Source organism: Streptacidiphilus sp. MAP5-3, assembly GCF_041262505.1.
In the GTDB taxonomy this organism is placed as follows: domain Bacteria; phylum Actinomycetota; class Actinomycetes; order Streptomycetales; family Streptomycetaceae; genus Streptacidiphilus.
Window position 1 is genome coordinate 190237 of the sequence record NZ_JBGCCL010000010.1, and the last position, 24869, is coordinate 215105.

Here is a 24869-nt window from a genome sequence, read left to right on the forward strand (position 1 = left end):
TTCTGCTCAGTCCTCGATCGTGAACCTGCGCCCCCGGCAGGGGGTTCCGGGTGACTCCTCGATGCGGAAGGGCAGGGCCAGCCCCACGCTGTTCTCCGCGCGGACGCGCAGGCTCGGTTCCAGCGCTTCAGCGCTGTTGCCGACCGAGCCCAGCGGCGTCCCCGCCGCAACGTGCTGGCCGCGACGCGGCTGCACGCTGCCCTCGCGAAGGCCGCTGAGGACGATCACGCCGCGGTCGGTGCCGATGCGGACGTGGTTGCCGTCCGGGTGGTTGGCGGACGACACCTGCGGGGCGTGGTCGGGCAGGCCGTCGACGGCGGCCAGGACGACGCCGTCGACGGGGCACTGCACCGGGTGCCCGAAGATCGCGTACCGCTCGTTGGACGCGGGCGCGAGTCCGAGCGCGCGACGGCTGCGCCACTGCGGGCCGTCGCCGAGTTGGACCAGGTCCGCGGCGTAGCGGAGGGCGCGGTCGCCGCCCGGCTGGAGTGAAGCCTCCGCGTGGCGGTTGGTCGCCGGGCCGCCCGCCTCGGTGAAGACGAAGGTGCCGTCGCGCAGCGGCGACCGGAGCAGCAGCGGATGGGCCGTCGGCGCGCCCGGGACCGGGCGGGCCCGCTGCCGGGTCCAGGCCGTCAGGCCGACCACGCCCACGCAGAGGCCGATCTCCGGCAGCCCCGGCAGCCCCCACGGCAGGCCGAGGCCGAGGACCCGGGCGAGCGCCAGCAGGGTGATCACGATCGGCGCCGGTGCAAGCAGCCGAAACCACGGCGGCAGGGCGTGGGTGGGCGCGGTCCGCAGCACGTACCAGGCGAATGCGGGGGTCTGCGCCAGGATCAGCAGCCAGCCCGTCCCGGACCCGGTGATCCAAGGGAACGTCAGTTCTGCCGCGGTGGCGCCGGAGTAGGCGAGCACAGTGCGTTGCAGGGACACCGCAGCCGCCGACTTCGCCACCGGCGTCACCGTCAGAACCGGCACCGGCACCTCGACCGGCGCCTCAACCGCGACCGGCACCGGCGCCTCGACCGCGACCGGGACGGTCTCCTCCGCCGGGCGGCTCGGCGCGGGGACCGTGGTGGCGGCGTGGCGGGCCGTCAGCGCGCCGGGGCCGGTGACGAAGGAGACCAGCCGGCCATGCTCGTCCAGGCGGGCCCAGACCAGCTCCGAGCCGCCGCCGGCGAAGACGAGCAGGTGCAGGTCACGCCGCCGTCGCACGCTCCGCAGCTCGCCGTGACGCTCGCGCAGCCCGTCCAGCGTCTCCTGCAGCCGGTGCACCGGCACCCGTTGCAGCAGCCGCTGGCTGATCAGCATCGGCTCGACCAGGGGTGCCCCGAAGAGCGCGACAAGCGCCTGCGTGACCGGATCGGTCCCGCCGGACGCGCGGAGCCGCAGACGCGTACCCATTCCCATGGCCCCACGGTAGGGAACCGGAGCTCGGCAGCACGGGAACGACGTGGTCCGACGCGGGTTGCCTTTTGCGATCACTTTTCGGACGGGGGTTCCGCTCCCGCCCGCGAGTCCGTACGCTCACGCCAACCTGATCGGGTACCGGCCGGTAGTAACCCGTTGCAGTACGGCAGAGCACGACCGAAGCGGACAAGCAACGTACGACAGCCCAGCGGATCGACACAGCGGACCAAGCAGAGGTGTTCCCGGATGACCACAGCAACACCCGAGATCACGCCGAGACTTCGGCAGGCCCGCACCTCCCTGCTGGTCAGCTACGCGGCCCAGGGCGCCGTCTTCGCGCTGCTGGTCACCCGCATCCCCGGGATCCAGCAGCAGTACGGCATCAGCGACGGCCTGTTGCCGGTCTTCCTCGCGGCGGTGCCGATCCTGGCCGGGGTCGGTTCCATCTCCCTGGAGTACGTGGTCAAGCGGACCTCACCGCGGGCCGTGCTGCGCGTCGTCCAGCCGATCGTCTGCCTGACCCTGCTCGGGGTCGGACTCGGCAACACGCTCTGGGAGGCCGCGCTCGCGCTGGCCGCCTTCGGGCTCGCGGTCGGCGGTCTGGACGCCAGCCAGGCGATGTCGGCGGTGGCCCTGCAGCACCGCTACGGCCGCAGCGTCATGCAGACCTTCTACGCCGCGTACAGCCTCGGCGGCATCCTCGGGGCCTCGCTGGCCTGGGCGCAGGTCCACTACAAGCTCAGCCTGCTGTCCATGTTCGGGACCGTCGGCGTCGTGGTCGCGGCGGTCGTGCTGATCGTCGGCCGCTGGTACGCGGGCCCGCAGGAGCTCGGCCACGCCGTCGAGGAGGCCGCGGCCGCCGCCGCCCGCTCGATCCCGTGGAAGCCGCTGCTGCCGCTCTGCCTGGCCATGTGCGCCGCCTACATCGGTGACGCGACCGTCTCCAATTGGGCCGCCAAGTACCTCCAGGAGGGCCTGCACAGCTCCGAGCAGATGACCACCGTGCCCTACAACGCGTACATGGTCGTCATGCTGGTCGGTCGGCTGCTCGGCGACGCCCGGGTGCAGAGCTGGGGCAGCGTCAGGACCGTCCGGCTCGGTGCGGCGGTCTGCGCGGTCGGGTTCCTGCTGGTCTCGCTCTCGCCGACCTCGTGGGTGGCCGTCGCCGCGTTCGCCGTCGTCGGACTCGGCATCAGCGTGATCGTCCCGCAGGTCTTCGCGGCGGGCGGGCGGCTCTTCCCGAAGGACTCGGACGCGGCCGTGGCCCGGATCAACATCTTCAACTACGTCGGCTTCCTGGTCGGCGCCCCGCTGGTCGGCGGGTTGGCGGGGGCCATGGGCTACCGGATCGCGATGCTGGTGCCGATGGTGCTCATCCTCTCCGTCTTCCTGGTCAGCAGGTCCTTCGGTGCGGGTGCCGTGACGGGGGCGGAGGCCGGTGCCGATACCGTGACGGTATGACCGTTACGCGGCTCTACTGGGACGACGCCCTCACCAGGTACGACTTCGGACCGGGTCATCCGATGAACCCGGTCCGGCTGCGGCTGACCTGGGACCTGGTCCGCGCCTTCGGGCTGGACCGGCTGCCCGACGTCGAGGTCCTCGCCGCGCCGTCGGCGGGGGACTCCACGCTGAGCCTGGTCCACGAGCCCGGCTACGTCACCGCCGTCGAGGCGGTCGCCGAGACCGGCATCCCCAACCCGGCGCGTGGCCTCGGCACCGAGGACAACCCCGCCTTTCCCGCCATCCACGAGGCCTCCGCGCTGATCGCGGGTCAGTCGGTCGCGGCGGCCGAGGCGGTGTGGCGCGACGGCGGCCACGCGGTCAACTTCGCGGGCGGCCTGCACCACGCGATGCCCGGCCAGGCGTCGGGCTTCTGCATCTACAACGACGCCGCCCTGGCCGTCGCCCGCCTGCTGGAGCTCGGTGCGGAACGGGTGGTGTACGTCGACGTCGACGTCCACCACGGGGACGGCGTCGAGAAGATCTTCTGGAACGACCCGCGCGTCCTCACCATCTCCCTCCACGAGCACCCGCGCACACTCTTCCCGCAGACCGGCTGGCCGGAGGAGATCGGCGGCGCGGCCGGTACGGCGGTCAACGTGGCGCTGCCCGCCGGGACCGGTGACTCGGGCTGGCTCCGCGCGTACCACGCGATCGTGCCGCAGCTGGTCGAGGCCTTCCGGCCGCAGGCGCTGGTCACCCAGCACGGCGCGGACACGCACATCGAGGACCCGCTCGCCCACCTCGCCGTCAGCGTGGACGCGCAGCGCGCGCTGATGGTCGCGGCGGCGGAGCTGGCGTCCGCGCATGCGGACGACCGCTGGATCGCCCTGGGCGGCGGCGGGTACGCGGTCGTCGACGTGGTCCCGCGCTCCTGGACCCACCTCGTCGCGATCGCCGCCGGGCAGCCGATCGACCCGGCGGCGGAGACTCCAACCTCCTGGCGCGAGGAGGTCCGGACCCTGACGCGGTCGCACGCACCGGAGCGGATGAGCGACGGTTTCGCCGCGACGTGGAAGGACTTCGACGCGGGGTACGACCCGGCGGACCGGGTGGATCAGGCGATCATCGCTACGCGCAAGGCGGTTTTTCCCCACCACGGGTTGTTGCTTTAGCAACGTCCGAAAGAGGCTGCCGTGACTGTCCCCAGAGAAGACCTCAGAGAAGACCTCAGAGAAGACCTCAGAGAAGACCTCGTCGCGCATCTCCTCAAAACCCGCCTCGCCGGCTATGTCGGCACCCTGCGCGAGAGCAACCTGCGGAGTTACTCCCGCTTCGCGCGGGGGGACGCCGACGCGCTGTTCGGGCTCGATCCGGACACAGCTTGGAGCAAGGACGAGGTGCTCGCGCTGATGGCGCGGCGTTGTGGGGTCAATCCCGACCCCGGGTACCTGCACGGGCCGGACACCATCGACCCCGAGCTGACCGCCGACGCGCTCGACCGGCTCGCTGTCGTGCTCCGGGAGACCGCCGACGCGCGCGGCAGCGTCCTGCTGGGGACCGGGCATCCGCCCCACCTGGCGGGGATGTACGCCGCGTTCGGGCGGGCGTTGCGCGCTGCCGGGTGCGACCTGCGTACGCCCGCGTGCGGGCGGAGCTTTGCGATGCACTTCGCCGAGGGCCCGCGCCGCTGCGCCCTTGACTACCGGGAGCACGTCGGCGTGCTGAGGGTGTATGAAGAGAGCGCGTCAAGCAAGGAGCAGGACCGCCGTCCCTCCCTGGGCGACCCCGTCCACACGCACTCGCCGCAGCCGGTGCGGATCGCCCTCGCGGCCCTGGCCGAGGAGGGCGAGAGCCTGCCTGACCTGGTGCTCGGCGACCACGGGTGGGCCTGCGGCGCGGGTCGGCTGGGGGTCCGTGCGGTCGGCTTCGCCGACAGCAACGACCCGGCCGTCTTCGTCGCGGAGGCGACCGGACTGGTCGCCGTGACGATCCCGCTCGACGACGGCCTGCGCTCCGACTGCTACAGACAGCTGACTGCCTACGTACTGCAACTGGCCGGTATGTCTCAGTAATGAGAGGCCGGTTCTCCCTCTTCCCACCCGTACCACCCGCAACTACTCTGGGGATACGCGTGTGCTGGCTGGAGTCACCGGAGGGGAAGCCGGTGCCCGTCACACGGAGAAGGTTCGGTGTTGTCATGGCGTCTGGAGAGCGGCCTCTGAACGAGGTCAACTTCCTCACCGTGGCGGAAGTCGCCTCGGTGATGCGAGTGTCGAAGATGACCGTGTACCGCCTGGTGCACAGCAGTGAGTTGCCCGCGATCCGTGTGGGTCGCTCGTTCCGTGTACCCGAGCAAGCGGTGCACGACTACCTCCGCGACTCCTACGTGGGACGGGAGACCGCGTAGCCGGGTGGGTAGCACGACTGAACAGCACATGAACGGCGCGACAGAACAGCACAGGTAGCGGCACAAGTGCACAACCATCCGGCCCGGCGTCGCGCACGCCGGGCCGGATTACGTTTCACGCGCCGACTTGGGTAGTCTGTTGGCCTACATCAGTCGTTTGGACCCTGTTGCCCGCACTCGCGGGTGTCCAGTGAGTGAGGTTGTCAATGGGTTCCGTCATTAAGAAGCGTCGCAAGCGTATGGCCAAGAAGAAGCACCGCAAGCTTCTCAAGCGCACGCGCGTTCAGCGTCGTAACAAGAAGTAACACCACGCGGCACTGCCGATGGTGTCCAGCCGCCCGCACCGACGTTAGTGTCTGGTGCGGGCGGCTTTTTGTCTTCTGCCGACCTCTGCACCGAGTGCATCGAGAAGGGCTGTCGTCGTGGGGAACGTCGTGCTCGTCACCGGGGTCGGCCGGCATCTGGGGAGCCGGTTCGCGCGGGTGATCAGAGACCAGCCCGGTGTCGACCACGTCGTCGGCGTCGACGTGCAGCCGGCCCCGGAGGGGGAGCCGGAGGGCCACGCCCCCTACACCTTCGTCGGCGCGGACATCCGCAGGCCGGTGGTGGCCCGGGTGATGGCCGAGCACGGCGTCACCACCGTGGTGCATCTCAACGTCAGCACCACGACGCTCGGTTCGACCAGCCGTGGCGTGGTCAAGGAGACCAACGTCATCGGCACCATGCAGCTGCTCGCCGCGGTGCAGAAGGCCCCGAGCGTCAAACGGCTGGTGGTGAAGTCGACCACGAGCGTCTACGGCTCCGCGCCGCGCGACCCGGCCGTCTTCCACGAGCTGATGCAGCCCAAGGTGCTGCCCACCGGCGGCTTCGCCAAGGACGCGGTCGAGGTCGAGGGCTACGTCCGCGGCTTCGGACGGCGGCGTCCGGACGTCGCCGTCAGCGTGCTGCGCTTCGCCAACATCATCGGCCCGGACGCGGACACACCGCTCAGCGAGTACTTCGGACTGCCGGTGCTGCCCACGGTGCTCGGCTTCGACCCGCGGCTCCAGTTCATCCACGAGGACGACGCGGTCGAGGTGTTGCGGCTGGCAGCGTCGGAGCCGCGGCGCGGCACGACCACCAGCGGCACGTTCAACGTCGCGGGGGAGGGCGTGATGGTGCTCTCCCAGGTCGCGCGGAGGCTGGGCAAACCGACCGTCCCGATGCTGCTGCAGGCCGTCAGCTGGGTGGCCGGACTGGCCCGGCAGACGCGGCTGTTGGACTTCTCGCCGGAGCAGTTGCGGTTGCTGACGCACGGTCGGGTCGTCGACACCACCATGCTGCGTGAGACCTTCGGTTACACCCCGGCCTACACCACCGAGCAGGCCCTGGCCGACCTGGCCAAGGCGCAGCGGCCCGGTCTGCTCGCGCCGGAGCGGATCGCCGACTGGACCGACCGGGCGGCGGAGTTGCTGCCGTCCACCAGCACGAGGAGCGAGGGATGAGCCGGGCCAGGGAACGGGCGTGGCGCGAGGAGCGCGAGGCCAAGGTCATCCCCATCCACCAGCGACGCGGCGCGCCCGCGGCGCAGCCGCCGGTCGAGAAGCCGGATCCGGAGGCTGCGGCTGACTTTGCGGGCTCGACGGGCGGCGGGCTCGCCGACGCGGTCGCGGAGTCGGTCGCGCAGGCGGTCGGCGGCGCGCTGGCCGGGCCGCTGGGCGGAGCGATCGGCAAGGTCTTCGGCGACGGTTGGGAGCAGCGCGCGGCGAACGGCCTGGGCTTTCTGCGGCGACGGCTCACCGGCGACTACGAGGTCGACGAGTTCGGCTTCGACGCGGAGCTGACGGAGCAGGTGCTGTTGTCGCTGGCGCGACCGCTCGCGGAGAAGTACTTCCGCCTGGAGGTGCGCGGCGCGGAGAACCTCCCGACGGAGGGCGGCGCGCTGGTCGTCGCCAACCACTCGGGCGTGCTGCCGCTGGACGCGATCATCACCCAGATCGCGATCCACGACCACGCCGGACGGCATCTGCGGATGCTCGCCGCGGACCTGGTCTTCGTCCTGCCCGGCGTCAACGAGATCGCCCGCAAGGCGGGGCACACCCTCGCCTGCAACGAGGACGCGCAACGCCTGCTGGAGAACGGTGAGATCGTCGGAGTCTGGCCGGAGGGCTTCAAGGGCATCGGCAAGCCCTTCGCCGACCGGTACAAGCTGCAGCGGTTCGGGCGCGGCGGCTTCGTCTCGTCGGCGCTGCGGGCCGGAGTGCCGATCGTGCCGTGCTCGATCGTGGGCGCGGAGGAGACCTATCCGATGATCGGCAACGCGAAGACGCTGGCGCGCCTTCTGGGCCTGCCGTACGTGCCGATCACGCCGACCTTCCCCTGGCTCGGCCCGCTGGGCGCGGTGCCGCTGCCGACGAAGTGGGTCATCCAGTTCGGCAAGCCCATCCCGACGGACGCGTACCCGCCGGAGGCGGCGGACGACCCGATGCTCATGTTCAACCTGACGGACCAGGTACGCGAGACGATCCAGCACACGCTCTACCGCATGCTGGTGCAGCGGCGGTCGGTGTTCTTCTAGACAAGGCAAGAGGGACGCTGCACTTACCCCAGGGGCGCGGGGAACCGCGCGACAAGCCACCGCGTGTGGTGTGTCGCCGAACGAGCAGGGCCATCCGCATGTCGGTGGTTGCTCGCGCAGTTCCCCGCGCCCCTTGGTAGTGCGACGTCCCTCTGTCTGACGGGCTCAGCTCCCGCCGGAGAGGCCGATGCCGATCGTCGGGAGGAGGCCAGGGACCAGCGGAGGGACCGTCAGGCCACCGTTGCCGCCCGCGCCGCTGCCGCTGCTCGACGCCGTGCCGGCGTCGCCCGCGTTGCCCGTCGGAGACGGCGTCGCCGTGGTCGACGCGGCGGAGCCGCCGTTGCCGAGGACGCCGGTGAGGCCGCCGACGAGGGTGCCCGTGCCGGAGGTCGTCGCGCCGCTCGGGGTCGCGGACGCGCTGCCTCCGCCCGTGGCGCCCTGCATCGTGCCCGTGCCCGACGTGGTGCCGCCGGAAGGCTGCTGCTGCGACTGGGACGTGCCGCCGCTCGCAGAGGGGGAGGTCGAGCTGTCACGGGGGCCGCTGGAGGCGGAACCGCTGCCCGACGTGGGCGGCAGCAGCGGGGTGACCTCTGCGTCTATCCCCGAGAGCAGGCTGCGCACCTGCGTGGCCACCGGGTCCAGCTGGCCCGGGAGCCGGGGCTCGATGGTGTTGAGAGCCTTGCTCTGCGTCGCCGCGAAACCGGCCAACTGCCGGAGCGGGGCCAGCGAGTGGCTGTTCCGGTAGATCGCGTTGAGCAGGTCGCGACCGCGCTTGCCCTCGACGTTCATGTCCGTGAGGGCGCGGTTGACGTCCTCGATGGTCTGCGGGCTGAGGCTGTGTCCGTCCGAGCGGCTCATCAGCGCCCGGGCCTCGGTCATGCGGGTGGACGCCTCGTCCAGCAGCAGCCTGCCGCGTTGCGCGTCGGAGCCCGCGAGGTTGAGCCGCCAGTCCTCCAGGCCGCGCTTCATGCCGTAGAGCACGTCGCCCGGCAGGGCCTTGGAGCTGGCGACCGCGACGCCGCCCAGGGTGCCCAGGGCCATCATGGACGCCAGGCCGCCGACGGCGAGACGCCGACCCCAGCGGGCGGACGGCCAGGCCACCGCGGGCGTGCGCATGGCGCGGTGCGAACCACGCCGACTCCGCTGCTCGGGAACGACCGCGGCTCCGCCCCCATCGGCGAAGGTGCGTTCGAACTCGGCTACCAGTAGGGCTCGTTGGGTCAGGCGCACCTCGGGGTCGAGGCTGGGCCCGGGGACGGAGGCCAACGAGGCCACCGTGGCGAGCAGATGATCGTACTGACCATCGCCGTCAGGGTTTTCCTCGTCGAACCGGGCCTCGCGAGCGTCCACGGCGTCGGCGAAGGCTCTCGCCCGGCGGAATTCCAGCACGTTGGCTGTCATGGGCAGCACCTCCTCTCGGCGTTGTCGACTACTCGGCCCGCCGGTTGGTTGCTCCATTCCGCCACGGACCACCCGTTCGAGTGAAGCTGACCCCCGGATCGGGTCTTGCATCCTGCGCAACGAGTGGGGAAGTGCGTGGTTACGCGACCTGCCCGGATCAGCGCGCGTCGCTCGGCAGCAGTCGAGCGAGAGTGCGCACAGCACGGTACTGGAGGGTCTTGATCGCACCCTCGTTCTTGCCCATGATCCGGGCGGTCTCGGCCACCGAGAGGCCCTGCAGGAAACGGAGCGTCACGCACTCCTGCTGCTGCGGGTTGAGTCGCCGGACGGCCTCCAGCAGCGCCGCGTTGGAGAGCGACTCCAGCACGGAGTCCTCCGGGCTGGGCTCGACCTGGTTGGAGTCGAGCATCTCGCCGGTGGTGACCTCCAGCCGGAACCGGCTGGACTTGAAGTGGTCGGCGACCAGGTTCCTCGCGATGGTGACCAGCCAGGCGCCGAAGTCCCGGCCCTGCCAGGTGAACGTGCCGATCCGGCGCAGTGCGCGCAGGAAGGTCTCACTGGTGAGGTCCTCGGCCGTGGCCCGGCCGCCGACCCGGTAGTAGATGTACCGGTAGACCGTGTCCGAGTAGTGGTCGTAGAGCTGCCCGAAGGCCTCGCCGTCGCCGTCCTGGGCGCGCTCGACCAGCGCCATCATGGGATTGCCCGCCGGGCTCTCCCAGCTGGTCGTGGCACGGTCCGCACCGCCGCCGGTGCCGGCGCCGCTGCCTCCCGCCGCGCCGCGGCCACGGGGCGACGTCGTCCGGGTGCGCAGGACGACGGGCGCCGCGGGCGCGGCGACTGGGACCGCTCCGCCGCTGCCCGCGAGCGCGTACGCAGGGGAGTACGCAGGCGTCGGGTGCAGCTGTTCCTGATGGAGCAGACTGCGCAGCAGGGTCAGGCCGTCGTCGTTCCGGACGTGTGGGTACACGGGACTCCCAGGGCAGGACTGTGACGTGCAGGGGGTGGGGACCGCTGGACGAGGATAACGCTTCGTGCAACAACAGCTACACCCAGTTGCCAAATTCACCGCTTCAGTCACTTCTGTTGCCACCCGGTGGCAGAATGTGACCGACTATGCCTCGGTCAGTTGGCGGGCCGTTGGGCAGAGTTGACCCTCAGCAGCCGTGTGCTGACTGCATTCCGGGGTGTTCGACGGCGCGTTCCCGGGTGCGCACGCCGGAAACTCCGAGCAACTGCGCGAGCAGCAACTGATCAGAAGCGGTCATTCGGTGAAGGCCCCGCGATGCGGGGAGAAGCAGGCCGTGACGGCCCGTGGGAAGCCCGGGGAGGGGCGGAAAAGCGCGCGCGGCGTCAGTGCGCCCGGCGTGTCAGTGCTGCCGGTTGCGGTAGATGGCCACGGCCGCCGCCGTGCCGCCTGCTGCGGCGCCGAGCCCGGCCGCGGCCGGGATGCCGACCTTGGCGGCCTTGCGTCCGGTGCGGAAGTCACGGACCCGCCAGCCGTTGCGGCGGGCGTGGCGGCGCAACTCGGCGTCCGGGTTGATCACGTACGGGTAGCCGACCAGGGAGAGCATCGGGATGTCGTTGGCCGAGTCGCTGTACGCGGCGCAGCGCGACAGCTCCAGGCCCTCGCGCGCGGCGAGCGACTTGACCGCCGCCGCCTTGGCCGGCCCGTGCAGCGGCTCGCCGACGAGGCGACCGGTGTAGACGCCGTCCAGCGTCTCGGCGACGGTGCCGAGGGCGCCGGTCATGCCGAGGCGGGCGGCGATCACTCGCGCCGCCTCCTGCGGTGCGGCCGTCACCAGCCAGACCCGCTGGCCCGCCTCCAGGTGCATCTGCACCAGGGCGCGGGTGCCGGGCCAGATCTTCTCGGCCATGTACTCGTCGAAGACGTCCTCGCAGATCGCCTCGAGGTCGGCGGCGCGGTGGCCCTGGACGATGGAGAGCGCGCTCTCCTTGGCATCGGCCATGTGCCCGGCGTTCTCCGCGCCGTGCAGCCGGAAGTACGCCTGCTGCCAGGCGAAGCGGGCCAGTTCGCGGGAGCTGAAGAACTTGCGCTTGTAGAGGCCTCGGCCCAGGTAGAAGATGGCCGCGCCCTGCATGATCGTGTTGTCGCAGTCGAAGAAGGCGCCCGCGTGGGGATCGACCGACGGCTCGTCGGTCTCCTCCGAGTACCGCTCGTGCAGGTCCTGGTCCTTCGCGGCGGCGTCCGCGGACGCTTCGCCCGCGAGTCGCGTGGAGCCGTTCCGCTCCTGGGTGTTCCGCTGCCTGGCCATGCGGCGAGCATAGCCAGACGGAGGCCCGAACCTCGTATCCGCAGCGTGGAGACGCCGTTAACTCTGTGTGGTCCAGAATGTGCCCATGGCCCCTCTTCTCCCGCGACGCAGCACGAAGCAACCTTCCGACCACGTGGTGACGCTGATCGGCAAGCCCGACTGCCATCTCTGCGAGGACGCGGAGGCGGTGATCGACGCACTGGCGGCGGAGTTGGGCTTCGCGGTGGAGAAGTTGAGCATCAACGACGACAAGGAGCTGTTCCGGAAGTACTGGGAGCAGATTCCGGTGACGCTCATCGACGGCAACCAGCACGACTTCTGGAAGGTCGACCCGAAGCGACTGCGCACTGCGCTCGGTGCGTAGGCCTCCGTCCTGCGTCCTCTGTGATCCGTCCTCCGTCCTCCGTCCGCGGTCGGGTGCGGGTTGCAACTTGGTCTCGGGATGGAAGATTTGTCTGGTTTGTCGGGTTGTAAAGCCTAAAAGCATGCCGTTGGTGCGCTTACCATCGAGGAGTTTTGTGCCGCGGGGGGCAGGACCGAGAAGGAGCCCCACGTGCCGTCGCCGCAGTTGCCGACTTCCCGGGGGCTCGCCGTCGTGGACGTCGAGGCGAGCGGGCGCAGTCCGTGGCGTCACCGGGTCGTCGAGATCGGCGTGGTCCTGCTCGGCTACCCCCTGCTCCGCGTCGAAGCGGAGTTCAGCACCCTCGTAGACCCGGGCGGGCCGGTCGGGCCCACCTCCGTGCACCGGATCGTGCAGGAGGAGGTCGTCGGGGCGCCCGTCTTCCGGGAGATCGCACCGCATCTGGCGGATCTGCTGCGGGGCCGCGTGCTCGTCGGGCACCACGTCCGGTGTGATCACGGCTTCCTTGCACGCGAGTTCGCGCGGATCGGCGTCCAGCTGCCGGAGCTGCCGACGCTCTGCACGATGGCGCTGGCCGAGCGCGCACTCGGTGACGCGCTCGCCGAGCACGGCCGTGGTCTCGAGGCCTGCGCCGGCGCGCTCGGGCTGCCGGAGTTCGACGCACACACCGCGTTGGGCGACGCCCGCGCCACGGCCGCACTGCTCCGGAGGCTGCTCGCCACCCCGACCGGCAACGCCGAGCCGATGCGTGCGCTGGTCGACACGGCACAGGCCGCGGCGTGGCCGAAGCTGCACCACCGTGCCGCCCCGCTTCACACCCAGAATCGCTCCCTCGCACCCAGGTCGACTGGCCTCCGCAGCAGTGCTCGCAGCAGCACCCGCACGGCTACTCGCGCCGCCGTCGGCGGTCGGCGCTCCGCGTACGGCGTACCGTGCGCCGTACCGTACGGCGTCCCCGCTGTCCCTTCCGTGGTCACGGGGGAAATGGCGTGATGCGCATCACTCCTGGTGGACAAATCGGACACCATCTTTGTGCACGCGTTCACAAACGCATAGCCTGGCAGGCGCAGTCGAAGCCCAGCTTCACCAACAGGAGCACCGTGGCAACTGGCCGAACCACCCAGAACAACCCGAACCCCGCCGGCGGCGGCGCCCGCCGCAGCCGTGGTCGGGGCATCCCCGACGCGACGGTCGCCAGGCTGCCGCTGTACCTCCGTGCGCTCACCGCACTGTCCGAGCGCTCGGTGCCGACCGTCTCCTCCGAGGAGCTCGCCGCAGCGGCCGGGGTCAACTCCGCGAAGCTGCGCAAGGACTTCTCCTACCTCGGCTCCTACGGGACCCGCGGCGTCGGCTACGACGTGGAGTACCTCGTCTACCAGATCTCCCGCGAGCTGGGCCTGACCCAGGACTGGCCCGTGGTCATCGTCGGCATCGGAAACCTCGGCCACGCCCTCGCCAACTACGGTGGTTTCGCCTCCCGCGGCTTCCGCGTCGCCGCGCTCCTCGACGCCGATGCGGCGCTCACCGGCCAGCTGGTCGCGGGGCTGCCGGTCCGGCACACCGACGAGCTGGAGGAGATCATCCGCTCCGAGCGGGTCTCCATCGGCGTGATCACCACGCCACCCGGCGCGGCGCAGCAGGTCTGCGACCGCCTGGTCGCGGCCGGGGTGACCAGCATCCTCAACTTCGCGCCCACCGTGCTGTCCGTGCCGGACGGGGTGGACGTGCGCAAGGTCGACCTCTCCATCGAGCTGCAGATCCTCGCCTTCCACGAGCAGCGCAAGGCGGGCGACGACCTGCCCGACGACGACGCCGCGGCCCCGTTCGGGCGTGGCCGGCGTGACGAGCGCAACGAACGTGACGAGCGCGACGCCCGGGACGGGGCCGAAGAAGCACCCTCCGCCTCGTCCGCCGCAGTAGTCTCGCGGCCGGGACATGTCGGCCGTGCCGGCCGCGTGGACCGCACGGACGTGGCGCCGCAGAAGTTCGAGGAGGCAGCCGGATGAGCCTGCTTGTCGTGGGCCTGAGCCACCGCAGCGCACCGGTCCAGCTGTTGGAGCGCGCCGCGCTGACCGACCACCAGCCCTCCCGGCTGCTGCACGCCGCGGCCGCGGCCGCGCCGGTCGGCGAGGCCGCGCTGGTCAACACCTGCAACCGGATCGAGCTCTACGCGGACGTGGACAAGTTCCACGCCGGTGTCGAGAACCTCTCCACGCTGCTGGCCGATCACTCCGGCGTCGGACTGGAGGAGCTGACCCCGCACCTCTACGTGCACTACGAGGACCGGGCCGTCCACCACCTCTTCTCGGTGGCCTGCGGGCTGGACTCGATGGTCGTCGGCGAGGGCCAGATCCTGGGCCAGCTGCGCGACGCGCTGAACACCGCGCAGGACCAGCACACCGCCGGGCGCTCGCTCAACGAGCTGTTCCAGCAGGCGCTGCGGGTCGGCAAGCGCGCCCACAGCGAGACCGCGATCGACAAGGCCGGCCAGACCCTGGTCACCTTCGGCCTGCAGCAGATCGCCGAGGTCTGCGGCCCGGTCGAGGGCAAGCGGGCGCTGGTCGTCGGCGCCGGGTCGATGAGCTCGCTGGCCGCGGCCACCCTGGTCCGCGAGGGCACCGGCGAACTGGTCGTCGCCAACCGGACCCTGGCCAAGGCCGAACGCCTCGCCGCGCAACTGGGCGGCACGGCCGTGCCGTTCAGCGAGGTCGGGGCCGCGCTGGCCGAGGCCGACCTGGTCATCTCCTGTACCGGGGCGGCCGGGATCGTGCTGACCGCCGAGATGGTCGAGACCGCCGCCGAGAAGCGCAGTGCCTTCGCCCCGCCGCTCGCCCTGCTCGACCTGGCCATGCCGCGCGACGTCGACATCGCCGCCCAGGCGCTGTCCGGCGTCCACCTGGTCGATATCGAGTCGCTGGCCACCGCGGCCCAGCACACCAGCTCCGGCGCGCTCGACGTGGACGCGGTCCGCCGTATCGTGACCGACGAGGTCGAGGCCTTCGGTACCGCGCAGCGGGCCGCGGCGATCACGCCGACCGTGGTGGCGCTCCGGGCGATGGCCAGCGAGTTGGTCAACGCCGAGCTGGAGCGGCTCGACGGCCGCCTCCCCGGGCTGGACGAGCGCACCCGCGCCGAGCTCCAGCAGACCGTTCGCCGTGTGGTGGACAAGCTGCTGCACCAGCCCACCGTCCGCGTCAAGCAGCTCGCGGGCGAGCCCGGCGGTGCCTCCTACGCGGAGGCGCTGCGCGAGCTGTTCGACCTTGATCCCATGGCCGTTGAGGCCGTCAGTACCACCAGGATGATCTCATGACGGGTCAGACGAGCATGACCACACCCCCCGCGGAAGGTGCCGCGGCCGAGCTCCCTCCGCTCCGGCTCGGCACCCGGCGCAGCGCTCTGGCGATGGCGCAGTCCGGCATGATCGCCGACGCCGTCGGCCGACTGACCGGCCGTCAGGTCGAGCTGGTGGAGATCACCACCTACGGCGACGTCTCCCGCGAGGCGCTCGCGCAGATCGGCGGGACCGGCGTCTTCGTCTCCGCGCTGCGCGACGCGCTGCTGGCCGGGACGATCGACTTCGCCGTCCACTCGCTCAAGGACCTCCCCACCGCGGCCCCCGAGGGCTTGGTGCTGGCCGCCGTCCCGCTCCGCGAGGACCCGCGTGACGCGCTGGTCGCCCGCGACGGGCTGACGCTGACGGAGCTGCTGGAGAAGGGCGCGCACACCCGCCCGGCCCGGATAGGCACCGGCTCCCCCCGTCGACTCGCCCAACTCAACGCGTGGGTCAGGTCGCAGGGCCTGCCCGTGGAGACGGTCGCGATCCGCGGCAACGTCGACACCCGGATCGGCTACGTCCGCTCCGGCGAGCTCGACGGCGTGCTGCTGGCGGCAGCCGGCCTCAACCGCCTCGGCCGCCTCGGCGAGGCCACCCAGATCCTCGACGCCGAGCTGATGCTCCCGGCTCCCGGCCAGGGCGCGCTCGCCGTCGAGTGCGCCGCCGGCAACACCGAGCTGGCCCGCGCCCTGTCCGGCCTCGACGACGCGCCCACCCGCACCGCCGTCACCGCCGAACGCGCCCTGCTGGCCGCCCTGGAGGCGGGCTGCTCCGCGCCGGTCGGCGCGCTTGCCCTGCCTTGCCGGGGCGAGTCCGACGAGATTGAACTGCGTGCCCTCGTCGGCACGGTCGACGGTGCCACCGTCGTGCAGATGTCCGCCACCGGCCATGACGCCGCGGACGAGCTTGGACGCGGCCTCGCCGCGCGCATGCTCGCCGCCGGTGCGGCCGGTCTGATGGGGGAGCGAGCCAAGTGAGCCCCACGAGTCCAGACACGCCGCGCCGTCCCGTCGGGCAGGTGACCTTCCTGGGCGCGGGCCCGGGTGACCCGGGCCTGCTGACGCTGCGTGCCGTCGAGGTGCTGACCTCCGCCGACGTGCTGGTGGCCGACCCGATGACCTCGGACGCGGTGCGCGCCTACTGCCCAGAGCACGTCGAGGTGCACCACGCCGCCGACCCGTCCGACGCCTTCGTCCTCGACGAGGGCGGCGTGCTGGGCAGCGACGGCGGCGAGTCCGTCTCGCGCTTCTTCGGCGCGGTGCGCAACGGCAAGCACGTGGTCCGCACCGTCGACGGCGACCCCGGCCTGGACGGCCGCGCCGCCGAGGAGATGCTGGCCTGCGCCCAGGCGCACGTCCCGTTCCAGGTCGTGCCCGGCGTCGCCCAGTCCGTGGGCGTGCCCGCCTACGCGGGTGTCCCGCTGCGCGCGGGCATGCAGGGCGCGGACGTCCGTTTCGTCGACGCCGGCCACGTGCTACCGGAGGCGGTCTGGGGCGACCTCGGCTCCTGCGAGTCGACCCTGGTCGTGCGCACCCTGCTGGGCTCGATCCCGAGCTCCGCGCAGACCCTGGTCGCCCACGGCCGGAAGCCCGACACCCGGGTCTCCGTCACGCTGGAGGGCACCACGACCCGTCAGCGCACCTACTGCGGCACGCTGGGCACGATCGCGGCCGAGCTCAAGTCGGCCCGGGTGCTGCCCTCGCCGGTCTCCGCGCCGGTCGACCCCGCGAGCAACGTCATAGTCGTGATCGGCGAGCAGGTCGAGCACCGGGCCACGCTGTCCTGGTTCGAGACCAAGCCGCTCTTCGGCTGGAACATCCTCGTCCCGCGCACCAAGGACCAGGCGGGCGCGCTCAGCGACCAGCTGCGGACCTACGGCGCGGTGCCGAGCGAGGTCCCGACCATCGCCGTCGAGCCGCCGCGCACTCCGCAGCAGATGGAGCGCGCGATCAAGGGCCTGGTCACCGGCCGCTACGAGTGGATCGCCTTCACCTCGGTCAACGCGGTCAAGGCGGTGCGCGAGAAGTTCGAGGAGTACGGGCTGGACGCCCGTGCCTTCGCGGGCATCAAGGTCGCCGCCGTCGGCGAGACCACGGCCCAGGCGTTGATCGACTTCGGCGTCAAGCCGGACCTGGTCCCCAGCGGCGAGCAGAGCGCCGCCGGTCTGCTGGACGACTGGCCGCCCTACGACCCGGTCTTCGACCCGATCGACCGGGTGCTGCTGCCGCGCGCGGACATCGCGACGGAGACGCTGGTCGCGGGCCTGGTCGAGCTGGGCTGGGAGGTCGACGACGTCACCGCCTACCGCACGGTCCGGGCTGCGCCCCCGCCGGCGGAGACCCGCGAGGCGATCAAGGGCGGCGGCTTCGACGCGGTCATCTTCACGTCGTCCTCGACGGTCCGGAACCTGGTCGGCATCGCGGGCAAGCCGCACAACGTCACCGTGATCGCCTGCATCGGCCCCGCGACCGCCAAGACGGCGGAGGAGCACGGCCTCCGCGTGGACGTGCTGGCCCCCGCCCCGTCGGTTCACGCGCTGGCGGAGGCGCTCGCCGAGTTCGGCGCGGCGCGGCGCGACGCCGCGATGGAGGCGGGCGAGCCGGTCTACCGCCCTTCCGAGCGACGCCCGGGTTCACGTCGTAAGGCACGGTAAGTTGCACTATTAGGGGCGCGGGGAACTGCGCGACAAGCCACCCACGCAGCTGGCAGGCCGAACGAGCAGGGCCATCCGCGCAGGGTGGTTTCTCGCGCCCACTCGGCGGAGCCGCATATCAGCAGAGCCCCGCGGCCCTGGGTGTTTGCAACTGACCATCTTGCAAAAGGAGTTCGCAGCACATGGGTATCGAGAGTCCGTACATCCGCCCCCGGCGGCTGCGTGCCACCCCCGCCGTCCGTCGGCTCGTCGCCGAGACGCGCCTGCACCCGGCGGAGCTGATCCTGCCGATGTTCGTGCGGGAGGGGCTCAGCGAGCCGGTGCCGGTCGCCTCGATGCCGGGAGTCGTCCAGCACACCCGGGACACCCTGCGGAAGGCCGCCGTCGAGGCCGCCGCCGCCGGGATCGGCGGAATCATGCTCTTCGGCGTGCCCGAGGTGCAGGACGCCGTCGGTTCCGAGGGCACCAACCCCGACGGGATCCTGCAGCAGGCGATCCGTGACGTCGTCGCCGAGGTCGGGGACCAGGTCGTGATCATGTCCGACCTGTGCCTGGACGAGTACACCGACCACGGCCACTGCGGCGTCCTCGCCGCGGACGGCAGCGTCGACAACGACGCGACCCTGCTCCGCTACGCCGAGATGGCCCGGGTGCAGGCCGACGCGGGCGTCCACATGGTCGGCCCCTCCGGGATGATGGACGGTCAGGTCGCGGTGATCCGCGAGGCGTTGGACGAGGCCGGACACCAGGACGTGTCGATCCTCGCCTACACCGCCAAGTACGCCTCGGCGTTCTTCGGCCCGTTCCGCGAGGCGGTCGGCTCGTCGCTCAAGGGCGACCGCAAGAGCTACCAGCAGGACCCGGCCAACGCCCGCGAGTCGCTGCGCGAGCTGGAGTTGGACGTCGCCGAGGGCGCGGACCTGGTGATGGTCAAGCCGGCGATGGCCTACCTGGACGTGCTGCGCGAGATCGCGGACCACAGCCCGGTGCCGGTCGCCGCGTACCAGGTCTCCGGCGAGTACGCGATGGTCGAGGCCGCCGCCGCGAACGGCTGGATCGACCGGGACCGCATGGTCATGGAGACGCTGACCTCCATCCGCCGCGCGGGCGCGGAGCAGATCCTGACCTACTGGGCCGTCGAGGCCGCCCAGCACCTCCGCAACAGCTGAGCCCTCGTCACCACCGCACGACCGCACGACCGCGGCCCCGGGAGTCGGAAGGACTCCCGGGGCCGCAGCCGTGGAAACTGGAGGGACAGGATCGGCGGTGATCAGCCGATCAGGTGCGACGCGGCGGCGTCGCCGTCGGTCTGCGTCGGCTGGCCGACGTTGCAGATCTGGTGCTCCTGCTGGTTGAGAACCGGCACGTCGGCCTGGACCGGGATGAGGCCCACCTGGACGTGGTGGATCTCCGGCAGGCAGATGTTCGGGTTGTCCAGGAAGTGGTAGTTGGGGCTGTCGTTGCCCCACGTCCCGGTGATGTTGGTGCCGCCGGCGCCCTGGGAGGAGACGGCGGAGCCGTCCGCGTCACCGATGGCGGAGGCGGGGGTGGCCGTGGCAGCCAGCGCGGCAGCCGCGAGGCCGGTGTAGGCGAGAGCCTTCTTCAGCATGGGGTCAGTCTCGTTTCTCTACTCGATGGAGCTCGGTGGTGCGGTTCGGCTGGATCAGCCGATGAGGTGGCTCAGCGGGGCGTCACCCGTGGTCTGGGTGGTCTGGCCCACGTTGCAGATCTGGTGGCTCTGCTGGTTGAGGACCGGCACGTCGACCTGGACCGGGATGAGGCCGACCTGGACGTGGTGGACCTCGGGCAGGCAGATGTTGGCGTTGTCGGCCGCGTGGTAGTCGGGGCTGCCGTTGCCCCAGGTACCGGTGACGTCGGTGCCGCCGGCACCCTGGGTCGACATCGCCATGCCGTCGCTGTCGCCGATGGCGAAGGACGGGGCGGCGGTGACGGCGAGCGCGGCGGCGGCCAGGCCGGCGGCGGCCAGGGACTTCTTGATCACGGGATTGCTCCTGGTGGGTTGGGATGCGCCGCGGCACCGGGGTCAGTACCGGTCACTGCGGGGCGGAACTGGAACGCGGAGGGACAGCTCAGCCGATCAGGTGCGACAGCGGGGCGTCGCCGTCGGTCTGCGTGGCCTGTCCGATGTTGCAGATCTGGTGCTCCTGCTGGTTCCCGATCGGGACATCGGCCTGGACCGGGATGAGGCCCACCTGGACGTGGTGGATCTCCGGCAGGCAGATGTTCGGGTTGTCCAGGAAGTGGTAGTTCGGGCTGTCATCGCCCCAGGTGCCGGTGACGTTCGTGCCACCGGGGCCCTGCACCGAGCTGGCCATGCCGTCCGAGTTGCCGAGGGCCATCGCGGGGGTAACGGACGCCGCGATCGCAGCGGCGGCGAAACCGACACCGGCAAGGGACTTCTTGAGCATTGCTGCGCGCCTTTCTGAGCACCTGTCAATTCATTGAGCTGGCACACAAATCAACGAAACCTGAAGCCCGTGGTTGCGCCTCCGAACGGGCGAATCCCTCCTCGTCGCTGTGAGGACCGGGGTAGCTCGAAAGGCGGAACTGGGATCGCGCGGGAGCGAATGCGCACCCGCGTAATGGGCCGGACGAGTGGATTTCGCACGGGCCTTGCCGCACCCGGCTGTTGAATCGACCTCATCCCATGCCTCGAACCGGGCCCGCTTCCGTCGGTCATCGGAAATCCGTCCAGCAACCCGTCCGGGCAAGAGTGTTCGGACAGGAATGAGTGTCACGATGAACAAGTCCCTCCGCGGTACGGCGGTCGCCCTCGCGGCGTGCGCGGCGCCGGTCCTGGCCGCGGTGAACGCCACCGGCGCGCAGGCGGCGGCGCAGCTCACGCCCCAGCAGCAGGAGGCGCTGGAGCAGTCCGCCGCGCGCATGCAGGTGCCCTTCGCCGTCCCGCTGGGCCCGCTGGTGCAGCATGTGACGGGCAACCACTCGGACAGCGGTGTCGAGGGCACGATCCCGGCTCTGCCCCTGCAGCCGCCGGCGATGAGCGGCAACCACAACCAGCTGATCCCCGACCCGCTGGTTCCGCAGCTGAGCTCCGCGCCGCAGACGCCGTCCCTCGACGCCGTCGCGCCGATGCCGTCCCTGGACGGCACGGTCCACGACGGCGGCGCGAGCCTGGCGTTGCCGGCCGCCCCGACGAAGGCGCTGGGCGCCGCGCTGGGCCTGGGCCACCCGGTCACCTACCAGGGCCGCGCCATCCCGTCCGCGCTGGACGCGCCGTCGCGCGTGGAGGCTGCGCAGGCGGAGCAGCAGAGTGCGCTGCCGCAGTTGCCGCAGGTCGACCTCTCCCGCCTGCAGCCGGCGATCACCGAGCCGAGCCTCTCCAGCGCGCCCGGCGGCCAGCTGTCGCTGGACCAGCGCACGCCCGACGCCAACGTCGTCAAGCCGGTCCAGGACATCGTCGCCGACGCGCAGGGCACGCTGAACCGCGCGCGCTTCTAGGCACTCGGGTGACCAGGGGTGCGGGGAACTGCGCGAGTAACCACCCTGTGCGGATGGCCCTGCTCGTTCGGCGAGTCACCACTTCGGGTGGCTTGTCGCGCAGTTCCCCGCACCCCTGAACAGTGCAACGTCATCGCTTGCAGAGGCGCTTCGTCTCAGCCCGGGAGGAGATTCGCGGCTCCGCCGACCAGCGGCAGGCTGCTCAGGCCGCCGCCGTTGCTGAGGCCGCTGGTGACCGGCTTGGTGGAGACCGGGCCCGCGCCGGGGGAGTCGGGCTGGAGGGCGACGGCGTTGTTCAGCGGGTCCGCGGAGGAGTTGGCCAGCGGGTCGAGGCGGAAGTCCTTCGCCGGAGCGACGACGTAGGGGACCGCGCCGGTCAGGCCCGCCACCGCCGGGCCGATGGACGTCGGCTGCAGCTCCGCGGAGGGGCGCGCGCCGCTCGCTGTGGTGAGGGCGGCAGCGGGGGTCGCCGCCGCGATGCCCGCGGCGCCGAGCAGGATCGTGGTCAGTGCCGCAGTACGGGCGGTCTTACGCATCGGACTCTCCGAGGTTGTTCACGAACACAAGAACAGGGCTGGAACGGACACCGCCGTCCCCCCGCGCGCGCGGCGCAGGGGGACGGCGGCAGCGGTCTGCTGGGTGAGGGTCAGCAGCCGGGCTGGTTCACGCACGTGTTGCCGAAGGCCGGGTTCAGCGCACCGATCACGTTGATCGAGTTGCCGCACAGGTTGATCGGAATGTGCACCGGGACCTGCACGAGGTTGCCGGACAGGAAGCCGGGGGAGTTGGCGGCGATGCCGTTCGCGTTGGCGTCGGCAGCGGCGGCGCCGGCGGCGCCCGTCAGCAGGCCCACCGTCGCGAGAGACACGGCAGCGGCGGTCTTGAACTTGCGCACGATCAATCTCCTACGGGTCAGGCTGATCGGTGGTGATCAGCAGGTCAGCTGTTGTTCACGCAGGCGTTGCCGAAGGCCGGGTTCAGCGCACCGATCACGTTGATCGAGTTGCCGCACAGGTTGATCGGAATGTGCACCGGGACCTGCACGAGGTTGCCGGACAGGAAGCCGGGGGAGTTGGCGGCGATGCCGTTCGCGGTCGAGTCGGCGGAGGCGGCGCCGGCGCCGGCCAGGGTGAGGGCCGCAGCGGCGGCGGACAGCGCGATGGCCTTGGTGACCTTGTTCATGTCCATTCCTTTGCGTGAGGTGCCCCTCCGGGATGGAGGGGACGCAAGACGAAACGAGCGCCGGGGCGGCGAGACACGGGGCATGTCGAACGACCACTCGTACAGCCGATACGGATTCGCCCCTGCGATCGAAGCGCGATCGAAGCACGAGCGGACGCGATCGAACGCGATCAAGGCGTGACGGGCCCCGGGCCGAACGGCGAAGGGCCCGACCGCGTCCCGCGGCCGGGCCCTGGGACTGCCTGACGGAGCAGGATCAGCCGACGTTGGCGCACTTGTTGCCGAAGGCCGGGTTCAGCAGGCCGATGACGCTGACGGTGTTGCCGCAGACGTTGACCGGGATGTGAACCGGGACCTGGACCAGGTTGCCCGACAGGAAGCCCGGGGAGTTGGTGGCCGAGCCGTTGGCGGTGCTGCTGGCCGCGGCGACGCCAGCACCGGCGGCGAGCAGACCGGCCGCCGCGACGGTGACTGCAAGGCCGCGCTTGGTGTTGACCATGGGAGGTGTCCCCTCTCGTGAGGAACTCGGAAGTAGGCGGGCGCCGCGTCGTTCCCGGGCGAACGGTGAAACGGTGATCCGTCCACGCCCTGGAATCGGCGGTGCGCCGCACTGGGTAGTCCGGTCTCTCCAACGAAGCGGTGGGGCCGAGGACATGGGCCCACGGCAATGCCACCCGAATGGAGGCATGTTCGGTGTAATCCAACTTCCGGGTGATTGTCCGGGGAGTCCGGTGACGCGACGGCGGAGGTCTCGTTGGGTGGGGTACCTGCTGCGACCCGGATGTCGGGCCCGTGGCGGGTGTCCATCGTGATCAATCCGGTGCGTCTTTCAATCCGGTGAGGAAAGAAGAATCATGACGAACGTTCTCAAGGGCGCCCTGGTGGCCTCCGCTGCTGTCGGTGTCGTTGCTGGCGGTGCCGGCGCGGCCTTCGCCAGCTCGCACGCCTGCGGCGACGCCTCCAACTCGCCGGGCGCGATCAGCGGCAACAACGTCCAGCTGCCCGTGCACATCCCGGTCAACGTGACCGGCAACTCGATCAACGTGATCGGCCTGCTGAACCCGGCGTTCGGCAACCACTCCGCGAACGTCGGCTGATCATCCACGCTGACTCACTGCTGACTGATCGCTGACTGATCCGTCACGCGGACACGCGGCGGCCCTGCTCCATGCTCGGGAGCAGGGCCGCTGCGTATTATCGAAGGTGACGGCGCGTCAGAGCGCGTCACCGTGTGTCGTGCGACTCTCCGGGCTCTGCTCAATCGCAGTCCCCGTCGTGGTCGTGGTTCCAGCCGGTGGCGTTGTCGTCGTCGTGGTGCCACCACATGTGGTGCTGCCAGACGCCGTGGGTGCCGGCGGCGTGCACGTCGCCGCCGTTGGCGCAGTAGGTGCCGAACGCCGGGTTCCCCACGCCGACCACGTTGACCGTGTTCCCGCAGACATTGACGTCCAGGTCCACCGGGACCTGCACGAGGTTGCCGGACAGGAAGCCGGGGGAGTTGGCGGCGATGCCGTTCGCGGTCGCGTCCGCGCTGGCCGCACCGGCCGCGGCGAGGACCAGGCCTGCCGCGATCGTGCCGACTGCAGCCAGCCGGGAGGACTTCCGCATGGTTGCTCCTTGCTGTGTCGGGGGCGTCCGTGCGGGAGGCGTCGCCACCCGACGGTGTCGCCCGTCGTGTTCACAGCAACACTCTGCGTTGTGATGAGCAGACCGGGCCGACGGCGCGACGCCAAGTCGCCCAGCCGGGTGAGCGCCCCCCGGGTGCCGGGGCAGGTCGGCGAGGTGGCGATAATGCAGGCATGCGTCTCCGTCTCGCCTCCGCCGTCCGGGTTCCCGCCGCCGCGGCTGCCGTCGCCGTCTCCGCAGCGCTGGCACTGTCCGGGTGCGCCGGGAGCGGCGTGCAGCGGCAGGTACCGGGGGCGGCGCAGTCGTCCGTCCGGACCAGTGCGGACGGGACGGACCTGTCGCTGGAGGGTCGCAACGTCGACCTGCAGATCTCCAAGGCCGCGGTCCACCTCGCCGCACCGGGCGGAGCCGAGCTGGAGATGGGCGTGATCAACGCGGGTCCGGTGACCGAGCACCTGGCGGTGGCCTCGGTCGGTCCGCACGTGGCGAACATCACGGGCGGGTCGGCCAACCCGCTGTCCGTGGCCGGGGTGTACATCGGCGGCTACAACGGGACGGCGCAGTTCGGTGCGGCCAACGGCCCCAAGGTCAGCCTGCCGGCCGGGGACGCGCCCAAGGCCGGCTCGACGGTGACCGTCATGCTGCAGTTCGGTGTGGCGGGGATGGTCCGCCTGGACGTTCCCGTCCTGGCGAGCTGACCACCCCCGCCGCACTGCCTTGGCCCGGGTGGGCCGGGGCCTGG

General features: G+C 71.2%; 29 protein-coding genes. 17 read left to right on the forward strand and 12 right to left on the reverse strand.

All coding sequences use genetic code 11. The features are described from left to right. Positions 1-6: 6 nt before the first annotated feature. Positions 7-1407, reverse strand: a complete 1401-nt coding sequence (locus tag ABH928_RS17915) for a hypothetical protein (RefSeq protein ID WP_370067461.1) — start codon at positions 1405-1407, stop codon at positions 7-9. A gap of 246 nt (positions 1408-1653) precedes the next feature. On the opposite strand from ABH928_RS17915, the gene ABH928_RS17920 reads away from it, so the two are divergent. The 7 genes from ABH928_RS17920 (at position 1654) to ABH928_RS17950 (ending at position 7817) form a co-directional block, all read left to right on the forward strand. Beyond that, positions 1654-2868 (forward strand): MFS transporter, encoded by a 1215-nt coding sequence (locus tag ABH928_RS17920; protein ID WP_370067463.1) that lies wholly within the window; start codon positions 1654-1656, stop codon positions 2866-2868. Then, entirely contained in the window at positions 2865-4025 is a 1161-nt protein-coding gene (locus ABH928_RS17925) for an acetoin utilization protein AcuC (RefSeq protein WP_370067465.1), read from the forward strand. The genes ABH928_RS17920 and ABH928_RS17925 overlap by 4 nt, the downstream gene beginning before the upstream one ends. A 21-nt stretch (positions 4026-4046) precedes the next feature. Next, entirely contained in the window at positions 4047-4925 is an 879-nt protein-coding gene (locus ABH928_RS17930; RefSeq protein ID WP_370067467.1) for a phosphatase, read from the forward strand. 125 nt (positions 4926-5050) lie between these two features. Beyond that, a complete protein-coding gene (locus tag ABH928_RS17935) occupies positions 5051-5260 on the forward strand; it encodes a helix-turn-helix domain-containing protein (RefSeq protein WP_037602249.1) in 210 nt (69 codons plus the stop codon). Positions 5261-5466: 206 nt separating this feature from the next. Next, the gene (locus ABH928_RS17940; RefSeq protein ID WP_003948845.1) at positions 5467-5565 is read left to right on the forward strand and encodes a 30S ribosomal protein bS22; all 99 of its coding nucleotides are present in this window, start codon (positions 5467-5469) and stop codon (positions 5563-5565) included. A 117-nt stretch (positions 5566-5682) separates the two neighbouring features. Then, a complete protein-coding gene (locus ABH928_RS17945) occupies positions 5683-6744 on the forward strand; it encodes an NAD-dependent epimerase/dehydratase family protein (RefSeq protein WP_370067471.1) in 1062 nt (353 codons plus the stop codon). Next, a complete protein-coding gene (locus ABH928_RS17950) occupies positions 6741-7817 on the forward strand; it encodes a lysophospholipid acyltransferase family protein (protein ID WP_370067473.1) in 1077 nt (358 codons plus the stop codon). Before ABH928_RS17945 ends, ABH928_RS17950 begins: the two co-directional genes overlap by 4 nt. A 165-nt stretch (positions 7818-7982) precedes the next feature. On the opposite strand, the gene ABH928_RS17955 is transcribed toward ABH928_RS17950, so the two are convergent. The 3 genes from ABH928_RS17955 to ABH928_RS17965 all read right to left on the reverse strand — a co-directional run bounded on the left by ABH928_RS17955 (position 7983) and on the right by ABH928_RS17965 (position 11491). Continuing rightward, positions 7983-9218: a DUF5667 domain-containing protein gene (locus ABH928_RS17955; protein ID WP_370067475.1), complete on the reverse strand. Its 1236-nt coding sequence runs from the start codon at positions 9216-9218 to the stop codon at positions 7983-7985. Between the two features lie 157 nt (positions 9219-9375). Continuing rightward, positions 9376-10185 carry an ECF subfamily RNA polymerase sigma factor, BldN family gene (locus tag ABH928_RS17960; RefSeq protein ID WP_370067477.1) on the reverse strand — a complete coding sequence of 270 codons (810 nt, stop codon included), beginning with the start codon at positions 10183-10185 and terminating at the stop codon, positions 9376-9378. Between the two features lie 400 nt (positions 10186-10585). Next, entirely contained in the window at positions 10586-11491 is a 906-nt protein-coding gene (locus tag ABH928_RS17965; RefSeq protein ID WP_370067479.1) for an HAD family hydrolase, read from the reverse strand. A gap of 85 nt (positions 11492-11576) precedes the next feature. Here ABH928_RS17965 and ABH928_RS17970 point away from each other — a divergent pair, with 85 nt between their 5' ends. From ABH928_RS17970 to hemB, 7 genes are all read left to right on the forward strand, one after another. After that, positions 11577-11855: a glutaredoxin family protein gene (locus tag ABH928_RS17970; RefSeq protein ID WP_370067481.1), complete on the forward strand. Its 279-nt coding sequence runs from the start codon at positions 11577-11579 to the stop codon at positions 11853-11855. A gap of 189 nt (positions 11856-12044) precedes the next feature. Beyond that, positions 12045-12845 carry a PolC-type DNA polymerase III gene (locus ABH928_RS17975; RefSeq protein ID WP_370067483.1) on the forward strand — a complete coding sequence of 267 codons (801 nt, stop codon included), beginning with the start codon at positions 12045-12047 and terminating at the stop codon, positions 12843-12845. A 107-nt stretch (positions 12846-12952) separates the two neighbouring features. Next, positions 12953-13858 (forward strand): redox-sensing transcriptional repressor Rex, encoded by a 906-nt coding sequence (locus ABH928_RS17980; protein WP_370067485.1) that lies wholly within the window; start codon positions 12953-12955, stop codon positions 13856-13858. Further along, a complete protein-coding gene (locus ABH928_RS17985) occupies positions 13855-15162 on the forward strand; it encodes a glutamyl-tRNA reductase (protein ID WP_370067487.1) in 1308 nt (435 codons plus the stop codon). The genes ABH928_RS17980 and ABH928_RS17985 overlap by 4 nt, the downstream gene beginning before the upstream one ends. A 14-nt stretch (positions 15163-15176) precedes the next feature. Continuing rightward, the gene (gene hemC / locus ABH928_RS17990; protein ID WP_370067489.1) at positions 15177-16163 is read left to right on the forward strand and encodes a hydroxymethylbilane synthase; all 987 of its coding nucleotides are present in this window, start codon (positions 15177-15179) and stop codon (positions 16161-16163) included. Continuing rightward, complete coding sequence (locus ABH928_RS17995; RefSeq protein WP_370067491.1) at positions 16160-17839, forward strand: uroporphyrinogen-III synthase; 1680 nt, start codon at positions 16160-16162, stop codon at positions 17837-17839. Before hemC ends, ABH928_RS17995 begins: the two co-directional genes overlap by 4 nt. A gap of 182 nt (positions 17840-18021) precedes the next feature. Next, positions 18022-19008 carry a porphobilinogen synthase gene (hemB, locus tag ABH928_RS18000; RefSeq protein WP_370067493.1) on the forward strand — a complete coding sequence of 329 codons (987 nt, stop codon included), beginning with the start codon at positions 18022-18024 and terminating at the stop codon, positions 19006-19008. Between the two features lie 101 nt (positions 19009-19109). Here the strand turns inward: hemB and ABH928_RS18005 are convergent, their stop codons facing one another. The 3 genes from ABH928_RS18005 to ABH928_RS18015 all read right to left on the reverse strand — a co-directional run bounded on the left by ABH928_RS18005 (position 19110) and on the right by ABH928_RS18015 (position 20268). Beyond that, entirely contained in the window at positions 19110-19448 is a 339-nt protein-coding gene (locus tag ABH928_RS18005; protein WP_370067495.1) for a rodlet layer protein, read from the reverse strand. Positions 19449-19502: 54 nt separating this feature from the next. Continuing rightward, a complete protein-coding gene (locus ABH928_RS18010; RefSeq protein WP_370067497.1) occupies positions 19503-19841 on the reverse strand; it encodes a rodlet layer protein in 339 nt (112 codons plus the stop codon). A gap of 88 nt (positions 19842-19929) precedes the next feature. Beyond that, positions 19930-20268, reverse strand: coding sequence for a rodlet layer protein (locus ABH928_RS18015; protein ID WP_370067499.1), 339 nt, complete (start codon positions 20266-20268; stop codon positions 19930-19932). Positions 20269-20599: 331 nt separating this feature from the next. Between ABH928_RS18015 and ABH928_RS18020 the strand changes: the two genes are divergently transcribed. Continuing rightward, the gene (locus ABH928_RS18020) at positions 20600-21319 is read left to right on the forward strand and encodes a hypothetical protein (RefSeq protein WP_370067501.1); all 720 of its coding nucleotides are present in this window, start codon (positions 20600-20602) and stop codon (positions 21317-21319) included. A gap of 155 nt (positions 21320-21474) precedes the next feature. On the opposite strand, the gene ABH928_RS18025 is transcribed toward ABH928_RS18020, so the two are convergent. The 4 genes from ABH928_RS18025 to ABH928_RS18040 all read right to left on the reverse strand — a co-directional run bounded on the left by ABH928_RS18025 (position 21475) and on the right by ABH928_RS18040 (position 23000). Next, positions 21475-21855: a hypothetical protein gene (locus tag ABH928_RS18025; RefSeq protein ID WP_370067503.1), complete on the reverse strand. Its 381-nt coding sequence runs from the start codon at positions 21853-21855 to the stop codon at positions 21475-21477. Positions 21856-21965: 110 nt separating this feature from the next. Continuing rightward, the gene (locus tag ABH928_RS18030) at positions 21966-22214 is read right to left on the reverse strand and encodes a chaplin (protein ID WP_370067505.1); all 249 of its coding nucleotides are present in this window, start codon (positions 22212-22214) and stop codon (positions 21966-21968) included. 44 nt (positions 22215-22258) lie between these two features. Beyond that, positions 22259-22501: a chaplin gene (locus tag ABH928_RS18035; protein ID WP_370067507.1), complete on the reverse strand. Its 243-nt coding sequence runs from the start codon at positions 22499-22501 to the stop codon at positions 22259-22261. Between the two features lie 256 nt (positions 22502-22757). Further along, positions 22758-23000 (reverse strand): chaplin, encoded by a 243-nt coding sequence (locus ABH928_RS18040; protein ID WP_370067509.1) that lies wholly within the window; start codon positions 22998-23000, stop codon positions 22758-22760. 355 nt (positions 23001-23355) lie between these two features. Here ABH928_RS18040 and ABH928_RS18045 point away from each other — a divergent pair, with 355 nt between their 5' ends. Beyond that, positions 23356-23598, forward strand: a complete 243-nt coding sequence (locus tag ABH928_RS18045; protein WP_370067511.1) for a chaplin — start codon at positions 23356-23358, stop codon at positions 23596-23598. A gap of 160 nt (positions 23599-23758) precedes the next feature. Here ABH928_RS18045 and ABH928_RS18050 read toward each other — a convergent pair whose 3' ends face one another. Then, positions 23759-24109 (reverse strand): chaplin, encoded by a 351-nt coding sequence (locus ABH928_RS18050; protein ID WP_370067513.1) that lies wholly within the window; start codon positions 24107-24109, stop codon positions 23759-23761. A 191-nt stretch (positions 24110-24300) separates the two neighbouring features. On the opposite strand from ABH928_RS18050, the gene ABH928_RS18055 reads away from it, so the two are divergent. Further along, entirely contained in the window at positions 24301-24825 is a 525-nt protein-coding gene (locus ABH928_RS18055) for a hypothetical protein (protein ID WP_370067515.1), read from the forward strand. Positions 24826-24869: the final 44 nt, after the last annotated feature.

Bases quoted from the DNA above. Each gene is read 5' to 3' on its own strand.
- ABH928_RS17915 (WP_370067461.1), bottom strand. From the start codon at position 1,407: ATGGGAATGGGTACGCGTCTGCGGCTCCGCGCGTCCGGCGGGACCGAT.
- ABH928_RS17920 (WP_370067463.1), top strand. From the start codon at position 1,654: ATGACCACAGCAACACCCGAGATCACGCCGAGACTTCGGCAGGCCCGC.
- ABH928_RS17925 (WP_370067465.1), top strand. From the start codon at position 2,865: ATGACCGTTACGCGGCTCTACTGGGACGACGCCCTCACCAGGTACGAC.
- ABH928_RS17935 (WP_037602249.1), top strand. From the start codon at position 5,051: ATGGCGTCTGGAGAGCGGCCTCTGAACGAGGTCAACTTCCTCACCGTG.
- ABH928_RS17940 (WP_003948845.1), top strand. From the start codon at position 5,467: ATGGGTTCCGTCATTAAGAAGCGTCGCAAGCGTATGGCCAAGAAGAAG.
- ABH928_RS17950 (WP_370067473.1), top strand. From the start codon at position 6,741: ATGAGCCGGGCCAGGGAACGGGCGTGGCGCGAGGAGCGCGAGGCCAAG.
- ABH928_RS17955 (WP_370067475.1), bottom strand. From the start codon at position 9,218: ATGACAGCCAACGTGCTGGAATTCCGCCGGGCGAGAGCCTTCGCCGAC.
- ABH928_RS17965 (WP_370067479.1), bottom strand. From the start codon at position 11,491: ATGGCCAGGCAGCGGAACACCCAGGAGCGGAACGGCTCCACGCGACTC.
- ABH928_RS17970 (WP_370067481.1), top strand. From the start codon at position 11,577: ATGGCCCCTCTTCTCCCGCGACGCAGCACGAAGCAACCTTCCGACCAC.
- ABH928_RS17985 (WP_370067487.1), top strand. From the start codon at position 13,855: ATGAGCCTGCTTGTCGTGGGCCTGAGCCACCGCAGCGCACCGGTCCAG.
- hemC (WP_370067489.1), top strand. From the start codon at position 15,177: ATGACCACACCCCCCGCGGAAGGTGCCGCGGCCGAGCTCCCTCCGCTC.
- hemB (WP_370067493.1), top strand. From the start codon at position 18,022: ATGGGTATCGAGAGTCCGTACATCCGCCCCCGGCGGCTGCGTGCCACC.
- ABH928_RS18005 (WP_370067495.1), bottom strand. From the start codon at position 19,448: ATGCTGAAGAAGGCTCTCGCCTACACCGGCCTCGCGGCTGCCGCGCTG.
- ABH928_RS18015 (WP_370067499.1), bottom strand. From the start codon at position 20,268: ATGCTCAAGAAGTCCCTTGCCGGTGTCGGTTTCGCCGCCGCTGCGATC.
- ABH928_RS18020 (WP_370067501.1), top strand. From the start codon at position 20,600: ATGAACAAGTCCCTCCGCGGTACGGCGGTCGCCCTCGCGGCGTGCGCG.
- ABH928_RS18025 (WP_370067503.1), bottom strand. From the start codon at position 21,855: ATGCGTAAGACCGCCCGTACTGCGGCACTGACCACGATCCTGCTCGGC.
- ABH928_RS18035 (WP_370067507.1), bottom strand. From the start codon at position 22,501: ATGAACAAGGTCACCAAGGCCATCGCGCTGTCCGCCGCCGCTGCGGCC.
- ABH928_RS18040 (WP_370067509.1), bottom strand. From the start codon at position 23,000: ATGGTCAACACCAAGCGCGGCCTTGCAGTCACCGTCGCGGCGGCCGGT.
- ABH928_RS18045 (WP_370067511.1), top strand. From the start codon at position 23,356: ATGACGAACGTTCTCAAGGGCGCCCTGGTGGCCTCCGCTGCTGTCGGT.
- ABH928_RS18050 (WP_370067513.1), bottom strand. From the start codon at position 24,109: ATGCGGAAGTCCTCCCGGCTGGCTGCAGTCGGCACGATCGCGGCAGGC.
- ABH928_RS18055 (WP_370067515.1), top strand. From the start codon at position 24,301: ATGCGTCTCCGTCTCGCCTCCGCCGTCCGGGTTCCCGCCGCCGCGGCT.